The 17,048-nt window shown below is 76.3% G+C and carries 8 protein-coding genes and 2 pseudogenes; 2 read left to right on the top strand and 8 right to left on the bottom strand.

Going from position 1 to position 17,048, the window contains the following annotated elements:
* Window positions 1–98 precede the first annotated feature (98 nt).
* From N8I86_RS13445 to N8I86_RS13430, 4 genes are read right to left on the bottom strand one after another with little or no spacing between them, the layout of a single operon-like run.
* Complete coding sequence (locus N8I86_RS13445) at window positions 99–3,920, bottom strand: SAV_2336 N-terminal domain-related protein (RefSeq protein WP_263277854.1); 3,822 nt, start codon at window positions 3,918–3,920, stop codon at window positions 99–101.
* Entirely contained in the window at window positions 3,910–4,959 is a 1,050-nt protein-coding gene (locus N8I86_RS13440; RefSeq protein WP_073893681.1) for an AAA family ATPase, read from the bottom strand. The genes N8I86_RS13445 and N8I86_RS13440 overlap by 11 nt, the downstream gene beginning before the upstream one ends.
* A 42-nt stretch (window positions 4,960–5,001) precedes the next feature.
* Window positions 5,002–6,783, bottom strand: coding sequence for a serine protease (locus N8I86_RS13435; protein ID WP_263277853.1), 1,782 nt, complete (start codon window positions 6,781–6,783; stop codon window positions 5,002–5,004).
* Window positions 6,783–7,244 (bottom strand): CU044_2847 family protein, encoded by a 462-nt coding sequence (locus tag N8I86_RS13430; RefSeq protein WP_263277852.1) that lies wholly within the window; start codon window positions 7,242–7,244, stop codon window positions 6,783–6,785. The genes N8I86_RS13435 and N8I86_RS13430 overlap by 1 nt, the downstream gene beginning before the upstream one ends.
* A gap of 295 nt (window positions 7,245–7,539) precedes the next feature.
* On the opposite strand from N8I86_RS13430, the gene N8I86_RS13425 reads away from it, so the two are divergent.
* On the top strand, window positions 7,540–11,151 hold the full coding sequence (locus tag N8I86_RS13425; protein ID WP_263277851.1) for a S8 family serine peptidase: 3,612 nt from the start codon (window positions 7,540–7,542) through the stop codon (window positions 11,149–11,151).
* A 17-nt stretch (window positions 11,152–11,168) separates the two neighbouring features.
* Here N8I86_RS13425 and N8I86_RS13420 read toward each other — a convergent pair.
* The 3 genes and pseudogenes from N8I86_RS13420 to N8I86_RS13410 form a co-directional block, all read right to left on the bottom strand.
* Window positions 11,169–12,562 (bottom strand): annotated as a pseudogene (locus N8I86_RS13420) (carboxyl transferase domain-containing protein).
* A pseudogene (locus N8I86_RS13415) lies at window positions 12,555–13,999 on the bottom strand (acyl-CoA synthetase). Before N8I86_RS13415 ends, N8I86_RS13420 begins: the two co-directional pseudogenes overlap by 8 nt.
* 55 nt (window positions 14,000–14,054) lie before the next feature.
* Window positions 14,055–15,083: a protein phosphatase 2C domain-containing protein gene (locus N8I86_RS13410; protein WP_073893669.1), complete on the bottom strand. Its 1,029-nt coding sequence runs from the start codon at window positions 15,081–15,083 to the stop codon at window positions 14,055–14,057.
* Window positions 15,084–15,224: 141 nt separating this feature from the next.
* Between N8I86_RS13410 and N8I86_RS13405 the strand changes: the two genes are divergently transcribed.
* Window positions 15,225–16,097, top strand: a complete 873-nt coding sequence (locus tag N8I86_RS13405) for an ATP-grasp domain-containing protein (protein WP_073894144.1) — start codon at window positions 15,225–15,227, stop codon at window positions 16,095–16,097.
* Here the strand turns inward: N8I86_RS13405 and N8I86_RS13400 are convergent.
* Window positions 16,094–17,026 (bottom strand): LysR family transcriptional regulator, encoded by a 933-nt coding sequence (locus N8I86_RS13400; protein ID WP_073893667.1) that lies wholly within the window; start codon window positions 17,024–17,026, stop codon window positions 16,094–16,096. The genes N8I86_RS13405 and N8I86_RS13400 overlap by 4 nt on opposite strands.
* Window positions 17,027–17,048: the final 22 nt, after the last annotated feature.

The raw sequence follows: 17,048 nt of genomic DNA, 5'->3' as shown, positions 1-17,048 counted from the left end.
ATCCTGCGCGGGCCCGGCAGCGGGCGCCTTCTGGGGGCGACCGGCCGGGGTGCCGCTGAACGGGCGGTTCTCGCGGCCCGTGCGGAGTGTCGCCGGGACTACAGGGCGCGGGCGGCCTCCAGCAGCGGTTCGAGAGACGCGACGGTGACCTCGCTGCCCTCCTCGCGCAGACGCCGGCGTCCGGCAGCGGTGGGGGCGTACCCGATGAAGCGGAGGCCGAGCTGCTGAGCGGCGGTGAGCTCGGCGACCGAGGAGCCGATCAGGACACCGGCCCGGGCGGGTACGCGCAGAGCGTCCAGGGCACGCAGCAGGCAGTCGGGGTGGGGCGTCAGCAGACCGAGGTCCTCGCCGCGGCCGTGCACGCTCGCGAAGGGCAGCCGGTAGGGCTCCAGACAGCTGCGCACCGCCCGCGGCGCCACGTCCGTGACCACGCTGACCCGCCGGCGCGCGCCGTGCAGGGCACGGACCAGCGCGAGGGAGCGGTGCGTGGTGGGGGCGTCGGGCGCGGCACGGAGTTCGAGCTCGTCCAGGCGCGCCCGCAGCACGGGGCCGAGCCCGTCGTGGGCGAACGCGCGCAGGACGTCCAGCGGATGCACGAACGCCTCCCGGCCGGCGGGGCTCGTCACCGCGAGCGGCCGGCCCGACAGCGCGTCCGCCGGGTCGCGGTGCTCGGCCACGACGGACAGCAGGTCGAGCGCGGCCTCCCGGGCGCGCCGCGCCGAGAACAGCCGGGCCAGCGGCCCGTCGAAGCCGATCAGCACGGTCTCGGCGCCGGCGAGCAGGGCCGAGAGCCGGCGGCGCGACGGAGCCGACTGCTCCACCGCCGGCACGGGCGCCCCCTCCGGGACCAGGTGCACGGTGTACGACACCGCCAGCCCCGGCACCGGCCAGTCGCCCACCCCGGCGTTCACCGCGCGCTGCGCCCCGCCCGCCCGGCGCAGCGGATGGCGGCGGGTGATGCGGTCCGCCGCGGCGCACAGGTGGGCCAGCAGCAGCCCGGAGACGTCGGCGGTCTCCCCGCGGACGAGGGCCACCGGGTCGTCGACCCGCCAGGACAGCTCGACCGCGGCGGTGAACGCCCCCTTGCCGGAGCTCGGCAGGGAGACGGTGTGCCGGGCCTGGTGCGGGGCGAGGTCGACCGTGTAGTACGTCTCCGGGCGTGGTGGCCGGGTGCCGTACGGCTGGATCGGGTCGAGCAGGGTGAGCGGGCCGTCGGGCCGGGTGTGGACGACGGCGGTGCGGCCCGGGGTGGGGACGCCCAGCTCGTGCAGGTCCTGGGTGATGAACGGGCCTCGCACCAGCTCGCGTTCGCCGGGTTCCGGGGCGGTCGGCCCGAGCAGGCAGTACCAGGCCGCCGGGGCGCTGTCCGGGGCGCCGTCGCCGAAGAGGGGCCAAAAGCGCGGGGAACGCTGGGCGGCGGAGCTGGCGGCGAAGTCGTCGTACAGCGCGGGCGGCACGACGACCGTGACGTCCGCGGCCGTCTCCGGGGGCCGGGCGGACGGCTGTCCGAACGCCACTCGCAGCCGCGGCGGATCGGTCAGCCGGGTGAGCGCCTGGGGGAGTTCCCGCAGGACGGCGACGAGGACGGGCAGCAGGTAGGCGCCGGGCTCGGTCCGCACCAGGTAGCCGTCCGGTCGGACCTCCACCTCGTGGCGGCGGCTGCCGAGGGAACCGCGCGAGAGGACCTCGTGCACCGCGGCCTCCAGGGTGATGCGGGCCTCCGGGCGGCCGGCGAGCTCGTCGGCCGTGAAGAGGATCCCGGGCCGCTCGGCGGGGGCGCCGTCCCGGGCCGTGGTGGCGCTCAGCACCCGGTGCAGGGCGCGCAGGCCCTCGCGGGTTTCCTCGGCGGCCGGACCCGGGACCCCGGGCAGCGGATCGCCTCGCCACGACTGCAGTGCCTCGGCCGCGAGTTCGCGGGAACGCTCCGGGTCCCCGGCGGCGCCCGCCCGCTCGGCCTCTCCGGCCAGCCGGCGGAAGCGGAAGACGTCGACGCCGTCGCGGCCGTCGAGTTCGCGGACCCGTTCCGGGTGCAGGGCGTAACCGCCCCCGGTGGTCAGGATGTCCGGGCCGAGTAGGTGGCGCAGGCGGGCGAGGTACGTCTCCGGCATGCGGACCCCGGACGGGACAGGGGGGTCCCAGCAGCCTGCGGCCAGCTCGGCCCACGAGGCCGGCCGCCCCCGCCGGAGCAGCAGCATGCACAGCAGGGCCCGGGTGTGCGGGTCCTCGACGGCCAGCGGGCGTCCGCCGCGCGTCACCCCGAACGCGCCGAGGAGGGTGAACCCGAGGGCGCCGCGCCGTGGATCCGGCTGCCCGTCGCGGTCCGCCGTGAGCCGCCGCACGCTGTCCGCACGGACCGTGGCGAACGGGTCGCCCTCCACGCCCGCTCCCGCTCCCCGCGCGGCGGGGACCGACGCCCGGAACTCGCCCGGCGCCCGGCCCGCCCGCCGGTCGATGAACCCGCCCATGCGCGCGAGGAGTTGCGCGGTGCTGTGGTGGGCGGTGCGCGGCAGGCCCAGCAGGAGCAGTTCGCGCACGCCGTCGCGGAAGGCGTAGGAGCCGGGCGGGCCGCCCGGGACGGCGGTGAGCATGCCGCTGAGGACGACCTCGGCCAGGTGCTGGGGGCGCGGATCCGGTTCCACGGCGGCTTGGACCAGGCGCATCACCGGCAGGTCGGGGCGTCCCACCGCGAGATGGCCGGCCAGCCGGAACGCCTCGGGGGAGGCGGTCGCGCGGAACCGCAGGACCAGTTCCTCGGCGGACAGCACGCCGACGTCCGTACGGTCCTCGGCATCCGCCGCCAGGGGCCCGCGCAGCGCGGCGACGGCACCCGGGACCTCCGCGCCGGGCGTCGTGAGCAGCGTGGCCCAGTGCGCCAGCCACCTCGGCTCCGGCTCCAGCACGGGCAGCGGGACGGCACCGTCGAGTAGCGGCGGCTCGTGCGGATCGCGCGGTCCGGGCGGCTCGTACGGGGTGAACGCGAGGGCGGCCGTGGGGGCGGCGGGGCCGGGCGCCGACAGCCGGCCGGGGACGGCGGGCAGGGCCGTGTCCCGCCACAGGTGTTCCGGCAGCGGCTGGACGACGGCCAGGGGCATCCGGCGTGCCCAGCGGTGCAGGGTGGCGTACCAGCGGGTGCCGGCGGGACCCTCCCGCCACTGCGGGCCCATGCAGTCGCTGACCAGCAGGGTGACCGTGCGGCCGTCGCCGGGTGCGTGGGCGCCGGGGCCGCGCACCGTGCCGTCGGGGGCGGCCCGGTACAGGCCGACCGTGCGGAAGGCGCCCGACTGGGCCAGGGCCGTGTGCAGTTCGCGGACCAGGGGGCGCCAGACCGGCATGGTGGGGCCGGCGTCGTACACCAGGTTAAGGCGCAGCCAGCGCTCCCGGGCGGGGCGCAGCACGGGCAGCCACCACTCGGGGCCGGCGCCCAGCCGGGCGATGCGCTCGGCGGTCGCCCGCTCGTCCAGTTCGCGGCCCACGGGTGCGTCGACCCGGCGGGCCAGCGGGCGCAGCGCCCGCTGGAGCGCGAGGGGGTGGCGCAGCATCGGGGGCGCCGGGGCCAGCAGTTGGGTGTGCGGCGCACCGCCCGCCGCCGGGGCGGGGCGGTGGGCGGGCAGGTGCAGCGGGACGCGCGAGGGGGGTTCGGGGGGCCGGGTGGGTCCCGGCGGGTGTGCCGCAGCGGGGGACGGTCCGTCCGGGGCCGGCGGGACGGCCGGCGCCGGCGCGTCCCGCACCGGGACCGGCTGCCCGCCGCCCGTCGCGTCCGCCGCGCCCGCGGTGTCCCTGCCGCCGGGGCGCATCCGCCCGGCCAGCCAGAGCAGTTCGGCCAGCTCCAGCGGGGTCGGGCGCGCGCCGCCCGACGCCTCGGCCAGCACGTCGGCGAGGCGGGCCAGCGGGTCGGGGGAGGCGGCGGGGTCAGAAGACATCGGGCTGCGCGGCCTGCCCGAGGTAGGGCATCAGCTGTTCGGCCAGCCGGTCGAGGGAGTCGGCGTCCAGGTCGGCCGAGCGGGCCAGGTAGATGGCGTTGAGGAGCTGGTCGGTGGCCAGGTCGCCGGCGCCGGCCCGCGACAGGAAGCGGTCGATCAGGGTGCGTGCGTACGCGTCGGGTTCGCCCAGGTGGGCGCGGACGATCTCGGCGAGGTGCCGGTCGTCCGGCTGCCGCAGGTGCAGCGTGACGCAGCGGCGCAGGAACGCGGGCGGGAACTCGCGTTCGCCGTTGCTGGTCAGCACGACGAAGGGGAAGGCGCGGCAGCGGACCCGGCCGTGCGCCACCGGGACCCGCTCGTCGGTGCCGTCGGCCAGCACCTCGGCGACGCCGTCCGGCGCCAGCCGGGCCGAGCGGACCAGCTCCGGAATCTCGTACTGGCCCTCCTCCAGCACGTTCAGCAGGTCGTTGGGCAGGTCGAGGTCGCTCTTGTCGATCTCGTCGATGAGCAGCGCGCGGGGACGGTCGTACGGCAGCAGCGCGGTACCGAGCGGGCCCAGGCGCAGATGGTGCTCGATGCCCGAGCCGTCGGGCGTTCCGTCGGCGTGGCCCCGGTCGTCCCGGTCGGAGCGGGCGGCCTGCCGGCGGGCCGCGTACAGCCGGGACAGCGGGTCGTACTGGTAGAGCCCGTCGTGCAGGGTGCTGCGGCTGGTGACGTTCCAGCGCAGCACCGGGCCGAGCCCGAGCTCACGGGCGACCGCGTACACGAGCGAGGACTTGCCGGTGCCGGGCGGGCCGGTGACCAGCAGCGGACGGCGCAGGTACAGGGCCGCGTTGACGAGCTGCACCGTCTGCTCCGTGGCCTGGTAGGTCTCGGCGCGGTGCATCCGGTCGGGGGAGACGGCGGAGGCGTCCGCGGCCGCGTCCGGTGCGCGCAGCACCGGCCCGCCGTCGAAGGCCCGCCACGGCGGCGGCGGGGGGAGCTCGGTGATGCCGTCGTGCGGCTCGTTCGTACCGGTGTAGACGGGCCACAGGGGCATGGGCTCTTCTTCTCCGTGGGGGGCGGTCGGTGGTGCGGTCGTTCAGGCGACGGGCGAGTGCAGGCTCGCGGTGGTCTCGGGGAAGCAGCGCGGGTCGTCCCAGAGCAGCTGGAGGTCTCTCGCCCAGTGCCGGTCCGGTTCGTCGGCGGCGTCCGCGGCGAGCCGCAGGGACAGGACGTGGCGCGGGAGTTCGGCGGCCGGGACCTCGGCGAGCGAGTCGGCGAGCCGGTCGAGGAACGCGCTGCCGGGGCACGGCGGCTCCCCGGCCCGGGCGCGGGGCGGGTCCTCGTGCCAGTCGCACGCGCAGCCGGTCCGCGGCCAGAGCAGGACCGGCACGGGCACGGTGAGGCCCACCTCGAAGTGCTGCCGGGCCGTCGCCGGCGGCACCGCGTAGCCCGCGAGCCCGGCATCCCCGTCCCAGAGCCGCTTGCGCAGGCTCGGCGGCCGCTCCCGGGTGCCGCACTCGACGCGGTGCACCTCCGTCCCACGGCCGGACAGGTCCAGCTTCCGCCATTTCTTGCGCAGTTGATGACGCAGCCGGCCGCTGCGGTGCCGGGCCCGGTCGGTCACCACCAGGGGATAGGCGCAACCGAGCGGCGTGCTGTCCTCCGCGCCGCACTCCCAGTGCGCCACCGCCTCGTTGAGCCACTCGCGGGGCAGGACGAACGTCACCAGTTCGTCGGCGTCCGGGGCGAGCTGGGCGACGGCCTCGTCGATTCGGCCCTGCACGTAGGCCCGCACACCGGTCCGCGGCAGCCGGCGCGTGCCCACCGGCCGGCGGCGTCCGTCGCGGTACGCGGACACCTCCACGGTGACCTGGTCGGGTCCGGCACCGCTGTGGTCGATCTCGACGACCACCGGAGACCAGGCCGCCGACGCCGAACCCGACGCGGACGCAGACGCAGACGCAGACGCCGACGCGGACGCCGATGCCGGGCCGGGAGCCGGGGCCGTGGGAGCCGCGGGTGGCCCTGACGCCTCTACGCCGTCCAGCAGTTCGCCGAGCCGGCCGGCGAAGCGGTCCACCGCCTCCGGGTCGGGGACCTCCCACTGCACGTACGCGGCGGCCGCCCCCAGGGTGGGGAAACCGTCCGTGGGCAGGGGCGGCCCGAAAGCGCCCACCGCGTCCACGTAGAGCCGGTTCGGATCGCAGACGCGCCCGGCGTCCGCGGCCCGTCGCAACAGGGCGTACAGCCGCCGGCGGGCGTCGTCCCGGTGGCCGGGGGTGGGCACCAGCTCGCCCAGCTCGGGCCAGTAGCGGGCCATGACGTCCAGCGGCAGCATCCGGCCCTTGCGCACGTCCGGCGTGCCCGAGGCCGCGGTGACCATCCCGACGACCCGGCCGTCCGGCAGCGTCGCCGCCGCACCGCTGAACCCGGCCACGAGCGGCTGCCCGTGCCCGTGCCACGCCACGAGTTCGAGCCATTCGCCCGCGATCAACTGGCCCGACACCGCCTGGTACTCGGCGAGGGTGCCCTCGTCGTACCCCTCCGGGAAGCCGTACGCGACCAGCCGGGGGTAGGGGTCCGTGTACGCGACGTCGGGTGCCGCGAAACCGGCCGGGTCGAGCGGGACCCGGCGGTCCAGTTCGAGCACGGCCACGTCCCCGGGGTCGGCGGCGTCGCCCGCCCAGCCGCCGTGGACGACGACCGAGGCGGACAGCTCGCCCAGTTCCCGGGCGTGCGGGAAGGAGACGGTCACCGCCGCCCGGCCGCTCCCTCGGACGACGTGGGCGCAGGTGAGCACCCGGTGACCGGCGACCAGGAAACCGGCCCCCACCTCGTTGCCGCAGGCGATGCGGGCGTGCCAGGAAGCACTGCGCATCACCGGGCGGCGGGCTCCGCCGCCGGTACGGCCTCTCCCGGCACACCCTGTCCCGGCAGGGCCTGTCCCGGCAGGGCCTCTCCCGGCAGGGCCTCTCCCGGCACGGCCCGCCCCGGCGCGGCCTGCGCGGCCGGGTCCGCCGCCGGCTGCCCCGGGGACCAGCTGAGCTTCACGACCAGGTGGCCCTCCGTCGACCCCTTCGCGATGACCGCGCCGGCCTCCGCGGACAGCCGAACGCCGAACTCGATCTCCACCGTCTCGGGACGCAGGCTGCCGTCCCGGAAGACCCGCAGCGCGGACGCGGCCGCCGCCCGCACGCCCTCCAGCGCCCCCTCGAAGGTGCGTGCCGCCTGGGCCGGACCGTCGCCGCGCGAGACCAGGCGGGCACCGGATCTGGTGACGACGTCCTCCACCACGACCAGCGCGCCGTCCTCGGTCCTGAACTCCACCAACCCGTCCATGGCGACGTCTGCTCCCCCGTCGTACCCGACTCGTGAAACAACACCCATGTTACGGACGGTGCTTCGGGTGTCACATCGTCCGAGGCGCGTGGCGGGACATCGGCCGAGGTTGGCGAGAACCCGCCAGTGCGCCAACCCGCCACCTCCGGCCCGATCCGCCGCCGCGCGAACCGCCCGACACTCTTCGCAGCACCCGACACGCAGTTCTCGCACACGGTTCCCGACACACCGTGCACGGGCCGCCGTTCACGTGACGCAGGCCCCGACTCGCACACGGACGCAGAAGAGGGCGTTGATGATCAGAGAACCAGTCAGGCGTGGGGCGGCCCTCCTGTCGGCCGGGCTCGTGCTGGCGATGTTGCCTAAGGCGGCGGCCGCCGCGGGCGACCCGCCGGCCGTCCCGCGCACGGCGGACGCCACCCGGACCGTCACCCTCGTCACCGGTGACAAGGTGACGGTCACCGACCTCGGGCGGGGCCGCAGCACGGTCACCGTCCAGCGGCCCCGCGGGGCCACCGGAGCGGTGCGCACACAGCGGAGCGACGGCCGCCTCACCGTCGTACCGGACGAGGCGCTGCCGTACCTGCGGGCCGGGACGCTGGACCGGCGGCTGTTCGACGTGAGCGGACTGATCCGGCAGGGGCTCACCGACGCCGGGTCCGACGCGACACCGCTGATCGTGACCTACGGCAGGAGCGCCCGCACCGCGACACCGGCCGGCACCGAGCGGGTGCGGAGCCTGCCCAGCCTGCGCGGGGCGGCCGTCGAGGCGGACCGGGGCCGTACCTTCTGGCGGTCCTTCACCCGGTCCGCCGGCATCGAGAAGGTGTGGCTGGACGGGCGGGTGAAGGCCGACCTGGCCGAGAGCAACGCCCAGATCGGCACGGCGACGGCCTGGGACGCCGGACTGACCGGCAAGGGCGTCACGGTCGCCGTCCTCGACACCGGTGTCGACACGAGCCACCCCGACCTCGCGGACCGGGTGAGCCGGACGAAGAGCTTCGTCGAGGGGGAGGAGGTCGCCGACCGCAACGGCCACGGCACCCACGTCACCGCCACCGTCGGCGGCAGCGGTGCCGCCTCCGACGGCAGGGAGAAGGGGGTCGCGCCGGACGCGACGCTCGCCGTCGGCAAGGTGCTCGGCGACCAGGGTTCGGGCAGCGAGTCGCAGATCATCGCCGGGATGGAGTGGGCGGCACGGGACGTGCATGCCAGGATCGTCTCCATGAGCCTCGGCTCCACCGAACCGAGCGACGGCACCGACCCGATGGCCCGGGCGGTGGACACCCTCTCCGAGGAGACCGGCGCCCTCTTCGTCATAGCCGCCGGGAACACCGGCGCCCCGTCCTCCATCGGCTCGCCCGGCGCCGCCGACTCCGCCCTCACCGTGGGCGCGGTGGACGCCGGCGACCAGGCGGCCTACTTCACCAGCGCCGGCCCCCGTCACGGGGACAACGCCCTCAAGCCGGACCTGTCCGCCCCCGGGGTCGACATCCTCGCCGCCCGCTCCCAACTCGTCGCCGGAAGCGGCTACTACACCTCCATGAGCGGTACGTCCATGGCGACACCGCACGTGGCCGGGGTGGCCGCCCTGCTCGCGCAGGAGCACCCCGACTGGAGCGGCGCCCGGCTGAAGGACGCTCTGATGTCCACCTCCGCCCGGCTGGACGCCTCCGCCTACACGCTGGGCGCGGGACGGGTGAGCGTGCCCGACGCGGTGCACGCGAAGGTCACCGCCACCGGCAGCGCCGACCTGGGCTTCCTCGGCTGGCCGTACGAGGGGAACAAGCCCGTCAGCCGCACCCTCACCTACCGCAACTCCGGTGACGAGCCGGTGCGGTTGGAGCTGTCCGCGCAAGGTGCCCCCGACGGGGTCGCCACCCTCGCCGACACCTCCCTCACCGTGCCCGCGCACGGCACCGCCTCCACCAGCGTCACCGGCGACGGCACCCGGGCGCCGGTCGGGCGGACCAGCGGGCAGATCGTCGCCGCCGACCCGGCCGGCACCGTCGTCGCGCACACCGTGTTCGGGCTGGTCAAGGAGGAGGAGCGGTACACGCTCACCGTCAACGTCAAGGACCGGGCCGGCAAGGCCGCCGCCGCCGACCTCGCCGTGCAGCGGCTCGCCGAGGGCGAGGACGCCCAGCCCGCCCACGTCGGCGACTCCGGGACCCTGCGGCTGCGCCTGAAGCCCGGCACCTACTCCCTCACCTCCTTCCTCGACGTGCACGGCAGCCACGGCGCCGACTCGCTCGGCCTCGGCTTCCTCGCCGCCCCCGAGATCACCCTCGACCGGGACCGGGACGTCACCCTGGACGGCCGCGGACTGCGGGAGATCCGCGCGGACGTCGTCCGGCGCACCGAGACCCACCAGCTCCTCATGGAGTTCGACCGGAAGGCGGGCGGCGCCGACCTGTTCGGCGCGGTCCAGGTGCCCCTCACCTACGACAGCGTCTTCGCCGCCCCCACCCGGCAGGTGACCGAAGGCGACTTCGAGTACCGGACCGTGTGGCGGCTCGCGAAGCCGGCGCTCCAGGTCGCGGGCGTCGGCGAGGCGACCGTCCAGCCGGGCGGCACCCTGATCGAGGGCCGGACCCGGCTGCCGCTCGTGGACGTCGGCGACGGCCCCGTCACCGAAGCGGCCGGCAAGGCGGTCCTCGCCCGTCTCACCGAGGGCACCGACCCCGCGGCACTCGCCCAGGAGGCCCAGGGCGCGGGCGCCCGGGCGCTGTTCGTGACCGACGACGCCCCCGGCCGGCTGATGGCCTGGTGGGGCACGGACGACAACGCCGACCGGCCCCTGCAGATCGCCACCGTCGACGCGGCCGACGCGGCACGCCTCCGCGCGGCCGGCCGGGTCGACATGACCGGCACCGCCGACGCGCCCTACGTGTACGACCTCTCCGAGGGGCACCGGGGGGCGATACCCGACCGGCCCCTCACCTTCGCCCCCGCACCGCGCCGGCTCGCGGCCGTCCCCGTCCGGTTCCACGCCGCGCAGCCGCTGAGCGGCGGCGAGTTCCGCTACTCCCTCACCGACGCCTTCCCGATCGGGCTCGGCTTCCAGGAACGCGTCCACTTCCCCGCCGAACGCACCGACTACGTCTCCACGGGTCCCGGCCAGCTGTGGCACGAGTCCGTCGCGGTCGGCGACGGCACGCTGGAGGAGCGCAGCGGACTGGTGCGCTACGACGCCGGCACCCGGCCGGCGCTGCACTGGTTCCGCCCGGTGTGGCACCCCTGGCTGGGCACCGGGCTCGGCTGGGGCCAGCAGCGCGCGGGCAACCAGATCCAGCTGAACACCCCGGGCTGGGGCGACTCCGGGCCCGACCACACCGGTTTCGGCGACGCCTGGAGCGAGGACAGCGGCATGAGCCAGACCACCGCCGTCTACCTCGACGGCACGCTCGTCGACCGCAACACCGGCTCCGCCGCCTACGTGTGGGACGCGCCCGCCGACGAGCACGGCTACCGGGTCGTCACCGACACCGCGCTCGACGCCGGCCGGTGGCAGCTCGCCACGAAGGGCCACACCGAGTGGACCTTCCGCTCGGCGGCCACCCCGGACGACCGCTGGACCTACCTGCCGCTGATCAACCTCGCCTTCGAGCTCGACACCGACCTCGCCGGAACCGTGCGCGCCGGGCACCGCGCCCCGGTCACGCTCGGCGCCGAGTACGTCGCCCGCGCCACCGGCACCGGCACGCTCGGCGGCGAGAGGCTGGAGGTGTCGTACGACGAGGGAGCCACCTGGCACCGGGTCCCGCTGACGGGCGGGGGCACCGCCCGGCACGGCACGCTGAACGTGCCCCGGGATGCCCGGACCGTGTCGCTGCGGGCCTCGGCCCACGACGACAAGGGCGGCTCGGTGACCCAGGAGATCATCCGGGCGGTGGCCGTGCGGTGATCCGCGGCGGGGGTGGTTCAGGGCCTGGATATGCCCCGGACCACCCCCAGCTCCACCAGGTCCTGCGGCCGGATGCGCAGTTGCCCGGCGGTCGCCTCCACCTCCTCGGGCGGCCGCTTGAGGATGGCGGCGGCGAGTTCCGGCGCGATCACCGAGAAGTAACTGTCCGGCACGGCCCAGGTGTTGCCGGGTGCGGCGAGGGCGAGCGCGCCGCCGGAGCCGCCCTCGCCGACGACGAGCGTGGTCACCGGGACCCGGGCGGCGGCCACCGCCCCGAAGACCTCGGCGATGGCCGCCCCGGCGCCCTGCCGCTCCGCCTCCGCGTCGTTCGCCGCGCCCGGGGTGTCCACCAGGGTCAGCACCGGGACACCGAGCCGGTCCGCCAGCCGGATCAGCCGGGCCGCGGTCCGGTACCCGGCGGGCCGGGTCGCCGCACCGGTCTGCGCCGCGTAGGCCACCGTACGGCCGTCCCGCTCGCCGAACCCGCAGAGCATGCCGTCCTCGTCGGTGCCGCCGCAGCGGTCGCCGACGAGCGCGGCACGTGCCGAGAAGTAGGCGTCCAGGTAGGCACCCGCGCGGGGGCGTCCGGCCGCACGCGCCCGCAGCACCGCCTCCCAGCCGGTGCGGGGAGACCACCGCCGCCGAGCGCGGCCGGGACGGGGGCGGGGGCGATCCCGGCCGCCCGCGCCCTGGCCCCGCCGGCGCTCCCGGGGTCCGCGTCGGCCCCCGCGGCGCCGCGCGACAGCAGCCGCAGCCACAGCCCCAGCACCGGCTTCAGCTCCTCGGGCCGCACCACCGCGTCCGCCGAACCCGCCGCGAGCTGGGCCTGCGAGGTGTACGCGGCCGGGTCGGCGTCCGGCGGCCGGACCCGGGAGCCGGCGAAACCGACCTGGGCGCCCGACAGGGCCAGGACGACGTCCGCGCCCGCACCGAGCGTCGCCCAGCCGCCGCCCGTCGTCGGGTCCCGCAGGACCGCGATCTGCGGCAGCCCCGCCTCCCGGGTGAGCGCCGACTGCCGGGCCACCCGCTGGAGCTGGGTCAGCGCGAGCATGCCCTCCTGCATCCGGCTGCCGCCGGTCGCGATCAACGGCACCACCGGCAGCCGGTGTTCCCGGGCGTGCGCGTACGCCGCCTCCAGCCGGTCGCCGGTGCGTTCGCCCAGCGAGCCGCCGAGGAAGCCGAACTCGAAGGCGAGCAGCACGGCCGGGCTGCCGTCGACCTCGGCGGTGCCGCACACCACCGACTCCTCCTCGCCGGTGCGCCCGGCGGCGCGGGCGCGCGAGGCGTCGTACCCCTGCCAGGCGAGTGGGCCGTCCGGCGCGGACTCCCGTCGGGGAACGGGGAGTTCACGGAAGCTGCCCGCGTCCGTCACCAGGGCCAGCAGCTCCCGCGCCGAGCGCCGCTCAGACATCGGCCAGCGCCCGCTTCATGATCTTCCCCATGTCGTTGCGGGGGAGCGCGTCCAGCAGGCGGACGACGCGGGGCCGCTTGTGCGGGGCCAGCCGCCGGGCCACGTGGTCCGCCAGCTCCTCGGTGGTGGGCGGCGCCCCGGGGTCCGCCGGGACGATCCAGGCCACGATCCGCTCGCCCAGGTCGGCGTCCGGCTCGCCGGTGACCGCCGCCTCCCGCACCCCCGGGTGCTCCAGCAGCGCGTTCTCGATCTCACCCGCCCCGATCTTGTAACCACCGCTCTTGATGAGGTCGGTGGCCTTGCGCCCCACGATGCGCACGTACCCGTCGCGCTCGCGCACCGCCATGTCCCCGGTGCGGAACCAGCCGTCCTCCGTGAACGCGGCGGCCGTGGCGTCGGGCCGGTTCAGGTACTCGGTGAACAGGTTCGCGCCGCGCACCTGGATCTCGCCCACGCTCTCCCCGTCCCGCGCGGCGAGCTCCGTGCCGTCCTCCTCCACCAGCCGCAGCTCCACACCCGGCAGCGCCACCCCGACCGTGCCCGCCCGGGCCTCACCGTCCGCCCGGACACTGGTGTTCATCAGCGTCTCGGTCATGCCGTACCGCTCGATCACCCGCCGGCCGGTCGCGGCCAGGATCCGCTCGTGGTCGTGCACGGGCAGCGCCGCCGAACCGGAGACGAGCAGCCGGGCCCGGCCGAGCGCCGCGGCCAGCGCCGGGTCGTCCGGCAGGGCCTCCGCGAGGCGGTGGTACATCGTCGGCACGCCGAACAGCATGGTCGCGCCGTCGTTCAGCTCCCGGGTGACCCCCTCGGGACCGAACCGGCCCAGGTGCCGTACCGAGCCGCCGCGCCGCAGCGGTCCGAGGACGCCGAGCACGAGCCCGTGCACATGGAACAGCGGCAGCCCGTGCACCAGCACGTCGTCCCCGGTCCACTGCCAGGCGTCCGCGAGCGCGTCCAGGGTCGTGGCCAGCGCCCGGCGCGGGAGCACCGCGCCCTTGGGCGGGCCGGTGGTGCCGGAGGTGTGGACGATCAGTGCCGGGTCGCCGTCGGCCGCGTGCTCCTCGGGGAGGGGGCCGGCGGCGGACGCGTCGACGTCCAGCCGCGGCAGCCCGGCGAACACGGGGGCAGTGCGGCGCCCGGCGCGGCGAGCACGAGTGCCGGGGCGCTGTCGGCGAGGATGTGCGCCAGCTCCTTCTCGCCCGACCTCGGGTTCAGCGGCACCGCGGCCGCCCCGGCCAGCAGCGCGCCCGTCACGGCGACGGCGGTCTCCAGCTCCGGAGTGGCCCACACGGCGACCCGGCCGGTGCCGCCCAGCCGGCGGGCCAGCGCACCGGCGGCACCCGCGAGTTCGCCGTACGTCGACGACCGTTCGCCGAACCGCAGGGCGATCCGCTCGCGGGGGCCGTCCGCCAGGGCGGGGAAGAGGGAGGACACGCGGCGCACTCCTTACTGCCGGCTCGGTCGGCCGACGGGGACGACAGCACCCTTCCTACCCCATGAGCCCCGTCCCCACGACGTCGGCGACGACGCAGCTCACGTTGTCGGGTCCGCCGGCGGCGTTGGCCTCCTCGACCAGCAGCCGCACCGCCCGCTCGGGCTCCGCCACGGAGGCCAGCAGCGCCGCGATCCGCGCGTCCGGCAGCACCTCGGTCAGCCCGTCCGAACACAGCAGGAACCGGTCCCCCTCCCGGGCCTCCTGCAGCCGCAGATCGGGCACCGGGGCGTCCCCGCCGCCCAGCGCCTTGAACAGCAGCAGCGACTCCACCGACACCCGGTGGTCCCGGGTGATCCGGCTCAGCTCCCCGTCCCGCAGCAGATACGCCCGGGAGTCCCCGATGTGCGCGAGGGCCAGCTCCGCGCCCGTCCACAGCAGTGCCGTCAACGTGGTGCCGACCTCGTCGCCGCCGCCCGCCAGAACCCCGACGGCCTCACCGGCGGAGCGCACCGCGTCCTCCAGCAGGTGCAGCACACCTCCTGCGGCGAGTTCCTCGGCGTCGTCCAGGTACCGCAGCGCCGCCACCGCCGCGCTGCTCGCCGGAGCCCCCGCGGGGCCGAAGCCGTCCGCGACGGCGAGCAGCCGCCGGCCGGCGTACACCGTGTCCTGGTTGGCCGGACGGACCTGCCCGCGGTCGGAGTGGGCGTGATGACGCAGTTCCAGCATGGTGAGGGTTTCCCTTCCCGTCGTTCCGGTCAGCTGATGGACGAGGAACGCGGCGAGATCCCGCCGTGCGGCCGTCTCCGCCTCGACCCGGGCCCAGTACGCCCGGACCGCCCGCGCGGCGCCCGCCGCGTCGAGGGCGCACACCGCGCGTATCTCCGCGAGCGGCATGCCGAGCCGCCGCAGCCAGGCCACCAGCCGGGCCTGCCCGAGCTGACCGGCCGCGTAGTACCGGTAGCCGGTGTCCGGGTCGACCCGGGCGGGCCGCAGCAGATCCAGCTCGTCGTACAGCCGCAGGGCCTTCGGCGACAGCCGGCTGCCGCGGGCGAAGGCGCCGATCGTCAGGAACTCGCCGCTCATACCGTGCTCCTCCTCGTCCGCCTCCGATGCTGGGGCTTCACCGAAGGTGAAGGTCAAACCCCCTGTCCCGGTTCCGTGTCCGGTTGTTAGCCTCGCCGCGTGGATCACCCGATCCGGACGTCGTACGACAAGGAGTCCGCCGTGCCCCGCATCGCCCTCGCGACCTACGACCCCGGGGCCGAGCCCGTCCGCGACACCGACCTGGCGGTGCTGGTGCGGGCGCTCGGGGACGCGGGGGCCGAGGCCGAGGCCCGGTTCTGGGACGACCCGGAGGCGGACTGGGGCGGCTACGACCTCGTCGTCATCCGCTCCACCTGGGACTACAGCTGGCGGGCCGCGGAGTTCACGGCCTGGGTGGAGCGGGTCGGCGCGCTGACCCGGCTCGCCAATCCGGCCCCGGTGGTGCGCTGGAACACCGACAAGCGGTACCTGGGGGAGCTGGCGGCGGCCGGTGTGCCCACCGTCCCGACGCGCTACATCGCCCCGGGCGAGCCGGCCGGCCTGCCCGACGGCCACGAGTTCGTCGTCAAGCCGACCTCGGGCGCGGGGGCGCGGTTCGCCGCCCGCTACACGCCCGGCGAGCACGACTCGGCGGTACGGCAGCTCGCGCGCATGCACGCCGAGGGCTTCACCGCGATGGTGCAGCCCTATGTGCGGGGCATCGACGTCAGCGGCGAGCGGGCCCTGCAGTTCTTCGGCGGCCGGCTGCTGCACGCGAGCCGCAAGGGCGCCGTCCTCACGCCCGGCACCCCCTACGACGCCGACAAGGTGCCCCACCCCGACCTGGTGCCCTGGCAGCCCACGGGCGCCGAACTCGCGGTCGCGGAGCAGGCTTTGGCGGCCGTGCCCGGCGGGTCCGGGCTGTTGTACGCCCGCGTGGACCTCGTGGACGGCGAGGACGGCGAGCCCCGCCTGATGGAACTGGAACTGGTCGAGCCGAACCTCTTCCTGTGGCTCCACCCGGCCTCCCTGCCCCGGGTGACGGAGGCGATCCTGGCGGCGGCGGAAGGCTAGGGCCGGCTCCGGGTGCCGTCCCGGCCGGCGGTCCCCACCGTCGCCCGGCACGCCCCGGCGTACGCCCGCACCAGGGGGCGTCCGCCGTCCTCGCGGCGCCACGCCAGCGCGTACCGGCTCGGGCCGACGCCCCGCAGCGGGCGGGTGATGACCCCGCCGAGACGGATCAGCGGGGCGTTGCCCGCGGCGACCAGGCAGACCCCGAGGCCCGCGACCAGCGCCTCGTACGTCTCCTCGGCACCGGCGATCTCCGCGCCGATCCGGGGCGCCCGGCCCGCCCGCGCGTCCACGGCCAGCCAGTGGTCGCGCAGCACGCCCGCGCTCTCCGGCAGGGCCAGGAACGGCTCGTCCAGCACGTCGGCGAAGTCGATCTCGGCCCGGACGGCGAGCGGATGCGTCTTTGGGAGGGCGAGCAGCCGGGGTTCCTCGGCGACCACCGTCCAGGCGTAGCGCTCCTCGTCCGGCAGCGGCAGCCACACGAACGCGACCTCCGTGGCGCCGCCCGCCAGGCCCGCCGTCGGATCGTCCCAGCTCAGCTGGCGCAGCCGGACCGTGACTTCGGGATGCGCGGCGGTGAAGCGGGAGCGGATCGCCGGCAGCAGTCCACCCCGGCCCGGACTGGTGCTCATGCCGACCACGAGCGTGCTGCGCTCCGCCGCCCTGGCCGCCTCCACCGCCACCGCGCCCGCCTCCCACGCGGCCAGCACCTGACGGGCGTGCGGCAGCAGCGCCTCACCGGCACCCGTCAGCGCCACCCCGTGCCGGTCCCGCCGGAACAGCTCCGTGCCCAACTGCCGCTCCAGCGCCCGGATCTGCTTGCTCAGCGCGGGCTGGGAGACGTACAGCCGCTCGGCCGCCCGGGTGAAGTGCAGCTCCTCGGCGACCGCGACGAAGTAGCGCAGATCGCGGCCGTGGACGTCACTGGTCATGACCGTTGGTTATCACCACGGG

The organism is Streptomyces albidicamelliae (assembly GCF_025642175.1).
GTDB lineage: Bacteria > Actinomycetota > Actinomycetes > Streptomycetales > Streptomycetaceae > Streptomyces > Streptomyces albidocamelliae.
This window is presented reverse-complemented; position numbering and strand designations above follow the sequence as displayed.